General features: G+C 64.9%; 12 protein-coding genes. 5 read left to right on the top strand and 7 right to left on the bottom strand.

Going from position 1 to position 13,690, the window contains the following annotated elements; all coding sequences use genetic code 11:
- The first annotated feature begins 39 nt into the window (after positions 1-39).
- The 3 genes from BKG60_RS20430 (at position 40) to BKG60_RS20420 (ending at position 3,849) form a co-directional block, all read left to right on the top strand.
- Positions 40-2,334: a carbon starvation CstA family protein gene (locus BKG60_RS20430; protein ID WP_070945210.1), complete on the top strand. Its 2,295-nt coding sequence runs from the start codon at positions 40-42 to the stop codon at positions 2,332-2,334.
- Positions 2,280-2,471 (top strand): YbdD/YjiX family protein, encoded by a 192-nt coding sequence (locus BKG60_RS20425; protein WP_075909936.1) that lies wholly within the window; start codon positions 2,280-2,282, stop codon positions 2,469-2,471. The genes BKG60_RS20430 and BKG60_RS20425 overlap by 55 nt, the downstream gene beginning before the upstream one ends.
- A gap of 91 nt (positions 2,472-2,562) precedes the next feature.
- Positions 2,563-3,849 (top strand): amidohydrolase family protein, encoded by a 1,287-nt coding sequence (locus BKG60_RS20420; RefSeq protein ID WP_070945209.1) that lies wholly within the window; start codon positions 2,563-2,565, stop codon positions 3,847-3,849.
- A gap of 100 nt (positions 3,850-3,949) precedes the next feature.
- Here BKG60_RS20420 and BKG60_RS20415 read toward each other — a convergent pair whose 3' ends face one another.
- The gene (locus tag BKG60_RS20415; RefSeq protein WP_070945208.1) at positions 3,950-5,179 is read right to left on the bottom strand and encodes a cytochrome P450; all 1,230 of its coding nucleotides are present in this window, start codon (positions 5,177-5,179) and stop codon (positions 3,950-3,952) included.
- A complete protein-coding gene (locus BKG60_RS20410) occupies positions 5,176-6,231 on the bottom strand; it encodes an LLM class F420-dependent oxidoreductase (protein WP_070945207.1) in 1,056 nt (351 codons plus the stop codon). Before BKG60_RS20410 ends, BKG60_RS20415 begins: the two co-directional genes overlap by 4 nt.
- 133 nt (positions 6,232-6,364) lie before the next feature.
- Here BKG60_RS20410 and BKG60_RS20405 point away from each other — a divergent pair, with 133 nt between their 5' ends.
- Entirely contained in the window at positions 6,365-7,861 is a 1,497-nt protein-coding gene (locus tag BKG60_RS20405; RefSeq protein WP_070945206.1) for an acyl-CoA carboxylase subunit beta, read from the top strand.
- 53 nt (positions 7,862-7,914) lie between these two features.
- Here the strand turns inward: BKG60_RS20405 and rox are convergent, their stop codons facing one another.
- From rox to BKG60_RS20385, 4 genes are all read right to left on the bottom strand, one after another.
- Positions 7,915-9,348, bottom strand: a complete 1,434-nt coding sequence (gene rox, locus BKG60_RS20400; RefSeq protein WP_070945205.1) for a rifampin monooxygenase — start codon at positions 9,346-9,348, stop codon at positions 7,915-7,917.
- A 136-nt stretch (positions 9,349-9,484) separates the two neighbouring features.
- Complete coding sequence (locus tag BKG60_RS20395) at positions 9,485-10,549, bottom strand: TIGR03857 family LLM class F420-dependent oxidoreductase (RefSeq protein ID WP_070945204.1); 1,065 nt, start codon at positions 10,547-10,549, stop codon at positions 9,485-9,487.
- The gene (locus BKG60_RS20390; protein WP_070945203.1) at positions 10,546-10,923 is read right to left on the bottom strand and encodes a nuclear transport factor 2 family protein; all 378 of its coding nucleotides are present in this window, start codon (positions 10,921-10,923) and stop codon (positions 10,546-10,548) included. Before BKG60_RS20390 ends, BKG60_RS20395 begins: the two co-directional genes overlap by 4 nt.
- On the bottom strand, positions 10,920-11,954 hold the full coding sequence (locus tag BKG60_RS20385; RefSeq protein WP_070945202.1) for a phosphotransferase: 1,035 nt from the start codon (positions 11,952-11,954) through the stop codon (positions 10,920-10,922). Before BKG60_RS20385 ends, BKG60_RS20390 begins: the two co-directional genes overlap by 4 nt.
- 68 nt (positions 11,955-12,022) lie before the next feature.
- Here BKG60_RS20385 and BKG60_RS20380 point away from each other — a divergent pair, with 68 nt between their 5' ends.
- Positions 12,023-12,631 (top strand): TetR/AcrR family transcriptional regulator, encoded by a 609-nt coding sequence (locus BKG60_RS20380; RefSeq protein WP_070945201.1) that lies wholly within the window; start codon positions 12,023-12,025, stop codon positions 12,629-12,631.
- Here BKG60_RS20380 and BKG60_RS20375 read toward each other — a convergent pair.
- Complete coding sequence (locus BKG60_RS20375) at positions 12,614-13,660, bottom strand: alpha/beta fold hydrolase (protein ID WP_239252508.1); 1,047 nt, start codon at positions 13,658-13,660, stop codon at positions 12,614-12,616. The two genes, BKG60_RS20380 and BKG60_RS20375, sit on opposite strands and share 18 nt — an antisense overlap.
- Positions 13,661-13,690: the final 30 nt, after the last annotated feature.

The following is a 13,690-nucleotide window of genomic DNA, read 5'->3' as shown; positions in this document are numbered from 1 at the left end:
CAGACGACGCGTACGACATTGGGCGAGCGAGGAGAGACCGTGGCAACACCGGACGCCCCACCGGCGGACCGCATCGAGGAGCACGACGGCGACGTCACCTATATCCGCACCGACAAAGATCTGCCGCCGGTGGCGATCATCGACCGTTCTCCGATCACCGGCAAGCACAAGGCGCTCTTCGCTACCATCGCGGTGCTGGGAGCGGTCGCTTGGGCGGTTATCGCCTTCTTCCGCGGGGAGACCGTCAACGCGGTCTGGTTCGTCATCGCCGCAATCTGCACCTATGTCATCGGCTTCCGGTTCTACGCCCGGCTGATCGAGATGAAGATCGTCCGGCCCCGCGACGACAATGCCACTCCGGCCGAGCTTTTCGAGAACGACACCGACTACATGCCGACCGACCGGCGGGTGCTGTTCGGTCACCACTTCGCCGCCATCGCCGGCGCCGGTCCGCTGGTCGGCCCGGTGTTGGCCATGCAGATGGGCTATCTGCCCGGCACCATCTGGATCATCATCGGCGCGGTGGTGGCCGGTTGTGTGCAGGACTACCTGGTGCTGTCGATCTCGACGCGCCGCCGGGGGCGCTCGCTGGGCCAGATGGCCCGCGACGAGTTGGGCTCCATCGGCGGTGCGGCCGCGATCATCGGGGTGCTGACCATCATGGTGATCCTGTTGGCGGTGCTGGCGCTGGTGGTCGTGGGTGCCCTGGCCGAAAGCCCGTGGGGCGTGTTCTCCATCGCCATGACCATTCCGATCGCCCTGTTCATGGGCGTGTACCTGCGATTCCTGCGCCCCGGCCGGGTGTCGGAGGTGTCCTTGATCGGTGTCGCGCTGCTGTTGCTTGCCGTGGTGTCCGGTGGCTGGGTCGCCGAAACCTCCTGGGGCGCCGACTGGTTCACGTTGTCCAAGGTGACGCTGTCCTGGTGCCTGATCATCTACGGGTTCGCCGCTTCGGTGCTGCCGGTGTGGTTGCTGCTGGCTCCTCGCGACTACCTGTCGACCTTCATGAAAGTCGGCACCATCGCGCTACTGGCCGTCGGAATCCTGATCGCCCAGCCGGTGATGCAGGCCCCCGCCATCTCGGAGTTCGCCACCCGCGGCGACGGGCCGGTGTTCGCCGGTTCACTGTTCCCGTTCCTGTTCATCACGATTGCCTGCGGCGCGCTGTCGGGTTTCCACGCACTGATCTCCTCGGGGACCACACCGAAGCTGGTGGAGAAGGAAAGTCAGATGCGGTTGATCGGCTACGGCGGCATGCTCACCGAGTCGTTTGTCGCGATCATGGCGCTGATCACCGCGGCCATCCTCAACCAACACCTGTACTTCACGCTCAACGCACCCACCGCCCAGACCGGCGGCACCGCGGAGACCGCCGCAGCCTATGTCAACGGGCTCGGGCTGTCCGGGGCGGACATCACGCCCGAACAGATCACCCAAGCGGCAGAGGATGTCGGTGAAGAGTCGATCGTCTCCAGAACGGGCGGTGCGCCCACTCTGGCGATCGGTATATCCGAAGTACTGCACCAGGTGTTCGGAGGCGCGGGCCTCAAGGCCTTCTGGTATCACTTCGCGATCATGTTCGAGGCGCTGTTCATCCTCACCACCGTCGACGCCGGCACCCGGGTCGCTCGGTTCATGCTCTCGGATGGGTTGAGCAACCTGGGCGGGCCGCTGCGCAAGCTGAAGGATCCGAGTTGGCGGGCCGGGGCGTGGGTCTGCAGCGTGCTCGTGGTCGCCGGCTGGGGCAGCATCCTGTTGATGGGCGTGACCGATCCGCTAGGCGGAATCAACACGCTGTTCCCGCTGTTCGGCATCGCCAATCAGCTGCTCGCCGCGATCGCGCTGACCGTGGTCACCGTGGTCGTCATCAAGAAGGGCCTGCTGAAATGGGCGTGGATACCCGCGGTGCCGTTGATCTGGGATCTGGTCGTCACCCTGACCGCATCGTGGCAGAAGATCTTCTCGGGCGATCCCAGGGTCGGGTACTGGACGCAGCACCTCCGCTACCGCGACGCGCAGGATGCGGGTGCCACGGCCTACGGCGCGGCCAAGAATCCTGATCAGATCGCCGACGTGGTCCGCAATACGTTCATCCAGGGCACGTTGTCGGTCGTCTTCGCCCTGGTGGTGATCGTCGTTTTCGTGGCCGGCGTGATCGTGGCCGTCCGGGCGGTTCGAGGCGCCGCCCAACCACTGAGCGAGGACGAACCAGTGCCCTCACGGATCTTCGCTCCATCCGGGTTGATTCCGACGAAAATCGAGCGGGAGGTGCAGAAACAATGGGACGCGTTGCCACCATCGCACGCCAGATCGGTTGGTACTGGGCGTCATTGATGGGCGATAACCACTACGCCCGCTACGTGGAGCGCCGCTCGCGGACGCATCCGGGTGAGCCGGTGCTTTCCGAGCGGGATTACTGGAAGATGCGGCACCGCCATATGGAGGCCAATCCCGGCGCGCGTTGCTGCTAACCGACGAATCTGCCCGTCGTCTGGCCTCGGCGATGACGCACGGTCTAAACTGTTGCCATTACGGTAAGGCAGTCGTGAATGGAGCGCGCCCGTGAACAAAGACGACATGATCCTGATCAGCGTGGACGATCACATCGTCGAACCACCTGACATGTTCAAGAACCATCTCCCGAAGAAGTACGCCGATGAGGCCCCGCGGCTGGTGCACAACCCCGACGGCAGCGACACCTGGCAGTTCCGCGACATCGTGATTCCCAACGTGGCGCTGAATGCGGTAGCCGGCCGCCCCAAGGAGGAGTACGGTCTGGAACCCCAGGGTCTCGATGAGATTCGCAAGGGGTGCTACAACGTCGACGAGCGGGTCAAGGACATGAACGCCGGCGGCATCCTCGGTTCGATCTGCTTCCCGTCGTTCCCCGGTTTCGCCGGTCGCCTGTTCGCCACCGAGGACCCGGAGTTCTCGCTGGCGCTGGTTCAGGCCTACAACGACTGGCACATCGATGAATGGTGCGGCGCCTATCCGGCCCGCTTCATCCCGATGGCGCTACCGGTGATCTGGGATGCCGAGGCATGCGCACAAGAGGTGCGCCGGGTTTCGAAGAAGGGCGTGCACGCCCTGACCTTCACCGAGAACCCGGCTGCGATGGGCTACCCCAGCTTCCACGACGACTACTGGAAGCCACTGTGGAAGGCATTGTGCGACACCAACACCGTGCTCAACGTCCACATCGGATCTTCGGGCAAGCTGGCCATCACCGCGCCCGACGCACCGCTGGACGTGATGATCACGCTGCAGCCGATGAACATCGTGCAGGCCGCCGCGGACCTGTTGTGGTCCAAGCCCATCAAGGATTATCCGGATCTGAAGATCGGCTTGTCCGAAGGTGGCACGGGGTGGATCCCGTACTTCCTCGAGCGCGTCGACCGGACCTACGAGATGCACTCGACGTGGACGCATCAGAACTTCGGCGGCAAGCTGCCCAGCGAGGTGTTTCGTGAGCACTTCCTGACCTGCTTCATCTCCGACCCGGTGGGGGTGGCGCTGCGCGACAAGATCGGCATCGACAACATCAGCTGGGAAGCCGACTACCCGCACAGTGACTCGATGTGGCCCGGCGCTCCCGAGGAACTGTGGGATGTGCTGACCGAGAACAATGTTCCCGACGACGAGATCAACAAGATGACGTACGAGAACGCCATGCGCTGGTATTCGTTCGATCCGTTCACCCATATCGCGCGCGAGCAGGCCACCGTCGGCGCGCTGCGCAAAGCCGCTGAGGGCCATGATGTTTCGATCCAGGCCCTGAGCCACCACGAGCAGGGCACCCGCGGCGATGCACTGCATGCGGCGGCCCGGGGCAACTCCGGTTCCGAGTAAGCCCGTTCTCCCGCGAGCAGACGTGAACGTCCCCGACACGCCGGTCGTGTCGGGGACGTTTGCTGGGCCCTCCCGCTTGCGGGGGGACGGCTCGGCGTACCTAGCGCAGCGAGTACCGCACCGGTAGGTGCTTGAGTCCGCCGACGAACGTGGTCGCGGTGTGCGCGGGTGTACCGGCCAGCTCCATCGAATCCAGCCGCGGCACTAGCTCACTGAAGAAACTGTTGATCTCCATCCGCGCCAGCGCCGCCCCCAGACAGAAGTGCACACCGTAACCGAACGCCACATGCTTGTTGGGGTCGCGGCCCACGTCGAACCGGAACGGGTCGTCGAACACCTCCTCGTCCCGGTTGCCGGACGGATATGCCAGCAGCACCGACTCCCCCGCGGCGATGGCGGTATCGCGCACGGTGGTGTCGATCGCGGCGGTGCGCATGAACGCCTTCACCGGCGTCACCCAACGGATCATCTCCTCGGTGGCCGTACCCATCAGCGCCGGGTCCGCCTGCAATCGGCTGAGCTGGTCCGGGTTTTCGACCAGGGCGAGCATGCCTCCCGAGATCGTGGCGCTCGTGGTGTCATGCCCGGCGGCCGCCACGATCGCGTAGTAGGACACCGTCTCGATGTCGTTGAGCGGCTCGCCGTCGACGCGGGCATTGGCGATTGCCGACGCGAGGTCGTCGGTCGGGTTTTCCCGCCGCGACGCGGTCAGCGCGGTGAAGTACTGGAACATCTCCAGCAACGCGGACATGGAGTCGCCCGAATCGCGCTGGTATTCGTCGTCGTCACTGCCGAAAAGTTCCTGCGTCAGCTTGAGCATCAACGGGAAGTCCGCCTCGGGCACGCCGAGCAGCGACATGATCACATACAGCGGGTAATTGACCGCGACTTCTTGGACGAAGTCACACTCGCCTCCGGCAGCGAGCATCTTGTCCACGTGGATCTTGGCCAGCTCATCGACGCGTACCTTCAACGCCCGCATGGCTTTCGGCCGGAACCAATCGGCCCCGATGGCCCGCATGACGCGGTGCTCCGGGTCGTCCATGTGGATCAGCGTGCGCACGCCGACCGCCGCCTGGTTGTCGTCGTTCTCACTCGTCATCAGCACGGGGCGCGGTGAGTTGGTGAAAACGTCGTTGGCTCTTTCGATGGCCATGATGTCGGCGTGCTTGGTGATCGCCCAGAACGGCTTGTAGTCAGGCACCTCGACCCATGACACCGGAGCGTTCGCCCGCAGATGGGCCAGGCTCGCATGGACGCCCGCCTCGTCTGCGTAGGCCGATGGGTCGGCCAACATCTTGGCGGCATCGTCGATGGTGCGGACGGTCATACGTTGCTCCTCACTGGCGGGCACTCACGAAACTCCTGCAGCACCGCGTTCACGGTTTCCGTGGACACCGCGGCGGGGAAGCCGGGCAGCACGCGGTCGATGACGCCGTCGCAGCGCCGCCGCAAGGCCGCGGCCAACTCAGGAATGGGGGCGACCACCGCGAAAGTCCCGAGCACTTCGTCGTCGATGAGGTCGCCCATCGCGTCCCACTCGCCGGCCAATGACAGGCGGTGCAGTTCGGTATGCAGATCGCCCCACCCGTGCAATTCGAGAACTTTGCGGTAGGCCGGCGTCGAGCCGTAGAAAGCGAGCTGTTTTCGGGTCGCGACCGACGCCGCGGCCATCTCCTGTTCGTCGGCGCCGGTAACCACAAAGACGGGACAGGACAACTCGAAATCGGCACGGTCTCGTCCGCTGCGGTCCATCCCGCGCTGCAACGCGACCGTCGTCACCTCGTCGAGATAGCGTCGGGTGGTGAATGCGTGCGCCAACAGGCCGTCGGCCATCGCGCCGCACACCTCGGTCATCAGTTCGCCCACGGCCGCAAGGAACACCTTGGGAAACGGCAGCGTGGACGGCTCCGGGGTGAACATCGGCGTCATGATCTTGTGGGTGTAGAACTCCCCTTCGAACCGAAGCTTGGCCCCGTCCCGCCAGCAGCCCCAAATCGCATGCAGCGCTTCGATGTATTCGCGCATGCGGCGCGCCGGGTGACTCCACGGCATGCTGAACCGCTTCTCGATGTGCGGCTGGATCTGGGTGCCCAAGCCGAGAATGAAACGCCCACCGGAGTAGGTCTGCAGGTCCCAGCCCAACTGGGCGATGGTCATCGGGTTGCGCGCGAAGGCGACTGCGATGCTGGTACCGATCTGCATCCGCTCGGTGTGCTCGGCGGCGAGGGCCAGCGGGAGGAACGGGTCGTGGTTGATCTCGCCGGTCCAGCAGCCGTCGTAGCCGTGAGCTTCCAGATCACGGGCGATCTCCGGGACCTCGGCAAGCCGACTCGGGATACCGCGGTCAACCTTGACGGCGCGGGGAACTGGTTCACTCATCGGCGGCGCATTCGTTTGCCAGCTTGCTCCACGGCACAAAATCCGACCACCTGAACGACGCTACAGTAAGCAATTCAGTATGGTCAACGAGGTTAGGCTACAGCCAACCGCCGGTTCGAGGAGTGGAGACACGATGACCAACGCCCCCGAGTGGAAGGAAACGCTCGAGGACCTTGCCGGTCGGCGCGAACACGCATACGGCATGGGTGGACCCGACCGGCTGGCAAAGCACCACGGTAAGGGCAAGCTCGACGCGCGCGCCCGGATCGCACGACTGCTCGACCCGGACACCTTTCAGGAATTCGGCACCCTCGTCGGCGGCGACATCGCCTCCGACGGGCTGGTCGCGGGTTCTGGACGTATCGAGGGCACACCGGTGATGGTGGGTGCGGAGGATTTCACCACCCTGGCGGGCAGCATCGGCCCGGGCGGCAACGCCAAACGGTATCGGCTCGCGGAGTTGGCCCTGCGCAACAAGATTCCACTGGTAATGCTGTTGGAGGGGGCCGGTTTTCGCCCCAGCGGGGAGCACTACGGTCGCACCCCCACCGACCTCATCGCGCAGGCGAAGTGCTCAGGAAAGGTACCCACCGTGTCGGCGATCCTCGGCCCGTCGGCCGGGCACGGCGCCTTGGTGGCGCCCGTGTGCGACTTCACGATCATGAGTCAACAGGGAGCCATCTTCACCGCCGGTCCACCAGTGGTGAAAGAGTCCACCGGAGAAGACATCTCGAAAGAGGACCTCGGCGGTCCCAATGTGGCCTTGTCGAGCGGCGTGATTCACAACTACGGCGAGGACGATGAGGCAGTCATCGACGACATCCGCCGTTACCTGTCGTATTTCCCGTCAAGCGCGTGGTCCTATCCGCCGACCCGCCTCGCCGACGATACCGCCGGCCCCCGGCCGACCCCCGAACTCCTCGACATCGTCTCGCGCGACAACCGCCGGATCTACGACATGCGCGCGGTGCTCGATGAGATCTTCGACCGGCCCGACTGGCTCGAGGTGCAACCGAAGTTCGGCCGGGCGATCATTTGTGCGCTCGCTCATCTCGGTGGCTATCCGGTCGCGGTGGTGGCCAATCAACCACAGGTGATGGCCGGTTCGATCGACGCCGATGCCGCCGACAAGGCCGCGCACTTCATCGCCGTGGCCGACTCATTCCACCTGCCCATCATCTTCTTGGCCGACAATCCGGGCATGCTGCCGGGCAGCAAGTCTGAACGCAGCGGCGTACTACGCAGTGGCGCAAGGATGTTCGCGGCCCAGACCGCGGCGACGACTCTGAAGCTGCATGTGACGCTACGAAAGGCCTTCGGCTTCGGCTCGATGGTCATGTCCCTGCTGGGTTTCGACGATCAGGTGGCCACGTTTGCCTATCCCGGCGCCACCATGGGCGCGATGGGCGCGGCCGCGCTGAGTGCCGCCACCCATGCCGGCGAGGATTACACCGAGGTACTCAAGCGCATGGAGCTCGAGGCGTCGTTCCGATCGGCGGGCCACCTCGGTTTCGATGAGCTCATTTCCCCAGAGGAGACGCGCAACGCACTCTTGGTGACCTTGCAGCACGGCATATTCAGCAGGCAGGCGGTGGCCGAGCCGGTTTCCCGCACCCTGATCATGCCCTGAGCCTTTCCGCCGAGCGGACGCATACCTGCCCTTTTCGGGGCAAATGGGCTGTTCTATGTCTGCTCGCGGCAGGAACCGAACCACCTCGACAGGTGGGCCATCAGGTCCGCTTGCTCCGAACCAACCCACGCCACATGCCCATCGGGCCGCAACAGCGCCGCGGGTACCGCCAACTCCTCACTCGCATCTATGGCGTGGTCGACGCGGTCCGCCCAGCCGTCCACCGAAAGTCCGCCGGTCTGGTCCAGCAGCAGCCCGCGGCCGGCGTGCATCAGGTCGTAGAGGCGCCCACCCTTGAGCGCAACGTCACGCAACCGGCGTCCGACCAGGTCATGTTCCGCGCCGAAGTCGTAGCGGATGGCGATCGCGATGATCTTCTCGGTCAGGTGACGGCTCACGCCCGGGAAGTCCATCAGGTCTGTCACCAGGCGGCGCACCGCCTGGGCCCCGGGCTCCAGCGACATCAGCTCCATCTGCGCGCGGGAGTTGTCCAACACATCGGCGGCCACGGGGCGGCGTTCGGTGTCATAGCTGTCCAGCAGTTCCGCCGGAGCCCATCCGGCCACCTCGGCTGCCAGTTTCCAGCCGAGGTTGAACGCGTCCTGGACTCCGAGGTTGAGGCCCTGCCCTCCGGTTGGAGGATGTACGTGGGCTGCGTCGCCGGCCAGCAGCACTCGCCCGCTTCGGTAGCGCTCGGCCAACCGCGTACCGTCACCGAAACGCGACAGCCAACGTGGGGAATGCACACCGAGGTCGGTGCCCGCGGTGACAATCAGCTGTCGCTTGAATTCGTCCAGCGTCGGTGCCGCCGCTCGGTCCTCGGCCACGCGGTCGGCCGGAACGATGACGCGGTACACGCCGTCACCAACGGGCATGGCCCCGAACCGCAGCTGGGTCTTGCGAACCTCGGCCGTCACCGCGGCCAGCGTGTCCTGCGGCACGCCAAGCTCGACTTCACCCAACAGCGTCTCCACCTTCGCCGGTTCCCCGGGGAAGCCGATGCCCAGGAGCTTGCGGACCGCGCTGCGGCCACCGTCGCAGCCGACGAGATACCGCGAGCGCAACCGCGATCGGTCTGCCAGCTCGACTGTCACCCCGTCGTCATCCTGGCTCAGCCCGATCACTTCACATCCGCGGCGGATCTCGGCGCCGAGCTCCTCGGCGTGCTCGGTCAGCAGACGTTCGGTGGTGGTCTGTGGGATGCCCAGGACGTAGGCATGCGCGGTATCGAGCCCTTCGGGCTGCGGTTTGGCGATGCCGGCGAAGAATCCACCGACCGGGTACTTCTGGCCGTGCTCGAGAAACCGCGGCAGCAGACCGCGCTGGTCCATTATCTCGATGCTGCGGGCATGCAGCCCAAGCCCGCGGACCACTTTGGATGGCTCGGCCTCTTTCTCCAGTACGAGCACACCCACCCCGCGCAGTCGCAGTTCGGCGGCCAGCATGGCGCCGGTCGGCCCTGCACCAGCGATGATCACGTCGAACATGAATCCCCCTATCCAGCCCGTTTGCGCAGCTCAGAACTGCGGGAGGAGATTTTGCACCACACCCGGGGCCTTGCCGCAAGACCCCGGTTGCGCTATATGTTGAAAGTGGCAGGGAGCGGATGACGCCCCTGCTCTTCTATTTCCCGGATGCCGCCGACGCTTTCGTGGCCCGGTACTCGGTAACGATCGGCTCCAACTCATCGGGGGTGGCCCCGTGCATGATCACCGCGTCGGCGCCGTAGTCGAACTCCTTGCGGATGCGGTCGACACATTGGCGTGCCGATCCGGTGGCCGACGGTTCCAGCCATTCGTCCGGGATGAGCGTGGCAATGTGCTCGATCTGCTCGGCACTGGCCTTGTGGTCGATTCCGCCCGGAATCGACGTGACGACGGGATCCTCCCGGAAGCGTTGCAGCACAGCCGGATCCCAGTCGTTGGTGCTCACCATCAGATCGCCGTATCCCTGTAGGTACGTGGCAAGCCGGGCAACGGTCTTCTTGAGTCGCAACTCCTCCGGCAAGTGATCGCCGACAGTGGCGAAGCACGACCACACGCGGACGCTGGCCGGGTCCCGGCCGGCCTGCTCGGCTGCCTCTTTGACCGTCTTCACCGCGCGCTGCAGCGTTTCCGGGGTGAAGTAGGTGTGCAAGATGACGTCGTCGAACTCGCGGCCGCCCAGGGCGAGGGTCTGCGGTCCGAAGGCCACGATCGCCAGCCGGATGTCCTCGTTGAAATCGGGGTCCAGGAAGAGGACTTGATATTTCCCGATCGGTCCGTCGTGGTTGAAGATCACCTCACCGTGCCACAGCTTGCGCATGACCTGCGCGAAGTCCTCCATCTGCGCGGTGGTCACCGCAGGTACCCCGAACGCGTTGTACATCGCCGCGATGCCGCGGCCGATACCGAGGGTGAACCGGCCCCGAGAAAGCCGATGCATGGTGGTGGCCCAGGAACCGGTGATCAACGGATGCCGGGTGTTGTGATTGGTTGCCGCCGTGGCGATCTGCATGCGGTCGGTCACCGCGCAGGCGGCGCCGACGAGTGAGGACGCTTCTTTGACGTTCCACCGTTCGGAGATGAACGCGGTGCCGAACCCGAGTTCCTCCCCGCGGCGCGCCTCGTCCATCAGCGTGGCCGGTCCCTCACCGCCCGCGCCGGCCAGCAGGTAGTAGCCAAGCTCGTCGAGTACCGCTTCGTTCATGCCCAAACTCCTTGTTTGTAACCACAATTCCACACTTCGACGATGCGGCCGCCGACGACCCGGAATATCTCCATGCTGCTGATCGTCATGGCTTTGCCGTCGGTCAGTGTCATCGGGGATTCGTACGCGATCGCGACGTGCTCGCCGTCATCGCCCGCGACAACCAGGTTCAGGTCGAACCGGATCGTCTCGAACATCGCCCAATGGTCGATGATGCGCTGGACGGCCTGCCGGTGGGTCAGAGTCTGCGTCTCCCCCACGTCGTGACGGATCACACTGTCGCCCATCAGCTCTTCGGCAAGGGCGAAGTCTCGTTTGTTCCACACCACCAGGTTGTACAGCTCGACCACCTCACGAGCGGTACGAACGGTCACCCGAACACCTCCAAGGCATTGACATCTTCGATGGCAGCCACGGCTCGGTCGATGAGCGTCAGACAGAGTTGCCGAGACCGTTCGGGGGCGACATCCCAGGTGAGCAGGGCGACCACCGGCATGTAGAGCAGCAGTGCAGTCGCGAAACGGTAATGCCGCCAGGCCTCGTCGAGCGGATATCCTTCGACCTGGTCGACGTACTCACGCAGCAGTAGCTCGTCGTAGCCACGGCGTACCTCGGTGGGCAGACCCTGACTGACCAGATAGGCAATATCGGCCGCACCCGCACCGCGGACCGTCAACTGAAAATCCACCAGCTTCAGCGCATCGTCGTGGAAGAACATGTTGTCGGCTCGAATATCTCCGTGCAGCAACATGTTCCGATCCGAGAGCGCGGTGAGCGCGATAGGCGAAAGATCGGCGAACCGTTCGGCAAACGTGGCTATAGCCGCGGGTATCGGCTGACGGGTGTGCTCACGGTAGAGCTGCCAACCGGGCGCGAACGCGGGCAGGAACAGGTCTCGGGTCAACGGGTTGTCGACGCTCGGGAAATCCTGCAGTGCTGCGTCGTCGACGCGTGCCGACCACGTGTGCAGACCGGCCAACTGTTGGATGCAGAGCCGGGCGCGCGGAAGTGACAGCCCGGCCAGATGGTCGGCGTTCTCCCAGTCCTGCAGATCTTCGAGCACGAGCACGAAGTCCGGACCTGACATCCGCGCGACATGACAACGTGGCGTGGCGATCGGCGCATGCGGCGCGACATTGCGGTAGAAGCACAACTCGCGTTGGTAGCCGCCGAGCATCTCCATCCCGCCACGTGCGAGTGAGTCAGCGGGCAGTTTTGCGATCAAAGTAGCTGGGGCAGAAGTTGATCCACTGAGATGCAGGCGATACAGGTTCGCGGAAAATCCGGTGTCCTCGGCAATCCGTTCGGCTCGCACCGCCGTCACCTCGACGCCCAGCGCCTCCGTCAGCCAGGCAGCGGTGACCTCGTCGATGCCGGAAGGCACCGATGCCGTGACTGCCGCCATTCTCGACCTCCACGCAGAAATTTGACGCTGCGCAACTAAGTTAGTTGTCGGCCGTCTAATATGCAAGGGTGCCTTCTCCAGCCCGGGGCCTGACCCAACCGGAGCGCGTCGAGCAGTCCTCGCGCCGGCTGTTGCAGGCTGCCGCTGAACTGATCGTGGAAAAAGGTTGGGATGCAACGACAGCCGCTGAGATCGGCCGACGGGCCGGGTACAGCCGGGCGATGGTGCATGCGCGGTTCGGCAGCAAGGACGCCATCCTCGAGACCTTCCAGGATGTGTACGTGGCCCGCCTGAACCCCGATCCCGCACCGGGCGCAACCGGCCTGCAGCAGATACTCGCGCACTTCGACCGCGTACAGGAGATGCATGCCGAGGATGTCGCGGTGACCAGAGCCATGTTCGTCTCGGCCTTCGAGGCCGCGAAAACCACGTCACCACTGCGCGACGGCGTGCGAACCCAACTGGCCGAGGCGGCCGTCAAGATCGAGGCCGGTTTGCACACAGGTATCGCAGACGGCTCGCTGCGGCCGGACATCGACGCCGACATGGCCCTACGCGATATCACCGGATCGATTTTCGGAATCGCGTTCCAGTGGGTGGTCCTGCCCGAAGAACACGATCTCGACCACGAGATCAATTGTGTGCGGACCCGGATCACGTCAACCTACGGTCGTTAAGAATCGCTCGGTCGCATCCTGCACCGCCCCGGAAAACAGGTGTCCGACGTGGCTACCGTTGTGCCAGTAGAGGTCGCCGCCCCACTGCTCGTGCATGGACAGGGCCGAACTGCGCATTGCCATCCGGTCGTGCCACGCACCCACGATGAGGCGCCGATCTGTGCGCGGTTGGGTGTGCAGCGGGTCGATCACCGAAGTCATCGCCGCCACCGTGGTCGACTGCAACGCGCGGGCCGACTGCCGTCCCGCTGATCCCCAGCGGCCCAAGTGCAGCCCGATCATGTTGTTAAGACCCAGGATTGGCGTGTACAGGGCCACCGCATCGACCCGGGCATCCAAATGCGACACGAGCGCCGCCACCGCACTTCCCAGCGACAGACCAGCTACCGCAATCGAGGATGCCTGCGGTTCGAGCCAGCCGATCAGTGCCCGCACCTCAGACACCGCACGCATGGTGCCGGCGATGTTGGCCAGTGGATCGCGGGCGGGATACTCAGGCCAGCACCCGCGCCGCGGGCCGTGGCCCGGCTGCACGGGCAGCGCCACGTTGATTCCGAGTTCCCGCAGGCGGCGAACCCGGGCGACCAGCAGATCCATCGAGTCACCCTGACCCGCACCGTGCACCCAGATCAGCCACGGCCGTTTGTCGTCGCCGCAGCGATACAACCGCACCCGGGCCAAGGCAACTCCGCCGTGACCGTCGGCCAGCACCGATGTGGGCATCGCGGCTTCGTGGTCGAATACCAGCTCCTCGAACGTCATCGCACCGAATCGCCGCGGCCGAATACGCTTGACCTGCAGAGCATCCGGCTCCGCGTGCGCCCCGTCGATACCGAGTGCGCCGAGTTCATCTGCGGCCCACTGATACTCGCCCAATGGCCTGGGCAGCTGCGGCGGTGGTCCGGTCAGCGTCATTCCCGTGACCACGAGTTCGTCGAGAGCAACCTCCCCGAGTTGGCGCAGACCGGTCGTGGACAGCGGATGCCAGTTCCCCGCACCGGTCAATGCGCACACCGAACGCGGCACCACGCCGCCGAGCTCCCACGCTATTCGGATAGC

The organism is Mycobacterium syngnathidarum (genome assembly GCF_001942625.1).
GTDB classification, from domain to species: Bacteria; Actinomycetota; Actinomycetes; order Mycobacteriales; family Mycobacteriaceae; genus Mycobacterium; species Mycobacterium syngnathidarum.
The sequence above is the reverse complement of the archived record's forward strand: the minus strand, read 5'-3'. Positions and strand labels throughout refer to the sequence as shown.

Excerpts from the sequence above, each read along its gene's own strand:
- BKG60_RS20395 (WP_070945204.1), bottom strand. The coding sequence starts at position 10,549 with ATGAACGAAGCGGTACTCGACGAGCTTGGCTACTACCTGCTGGCCGGC.
- BKG60_RS20385 (WP_070945202.1), bottom strand. The coding sequence starts at position 11,954 with ATGGCGGCAGTCACGGCATCGGTGCCTTCCGGCATCGACGAGGTCACC.
- rox (WP_070945205.1), bottom strand. The coding sequence starts at position 9,348 with ATGTTCGACGTGATCATCGCTGGTGCAGGGCCGACCGGCGCCATGCTG.
- BKG60_RS20425 (WP_075909936.1), top strand. The coding sequence starts at position 2,280 with ATGGGACGCGTTGCCACCATCGCACGCCAGATCGGTTGGTACTGGGCG.
- BKG60_RS20410 (WP_070945207.1), bottom strand. The coding sequence starts at position 6,231 with ATGAGTGAACCAGTTCCCCGCGCCGTCAAGGTTGACCGCGGTATCCCG.
- BKG60_RS20405 (WP_070945206.1), top strand. The coding sequence starts at position 6,365 with ATGACCAACGCCCCCGAGTGGAAGGAAACGCTCGAGGACCTTGCCGGT.
- BKG60_RS20415 (WP_070945208.1), bottom strand. The coding sequence starts at position 5,179 with ATGACCGTCCGCACCATCGACGATGCCGCCAAGATGTTGGCCGACCCA.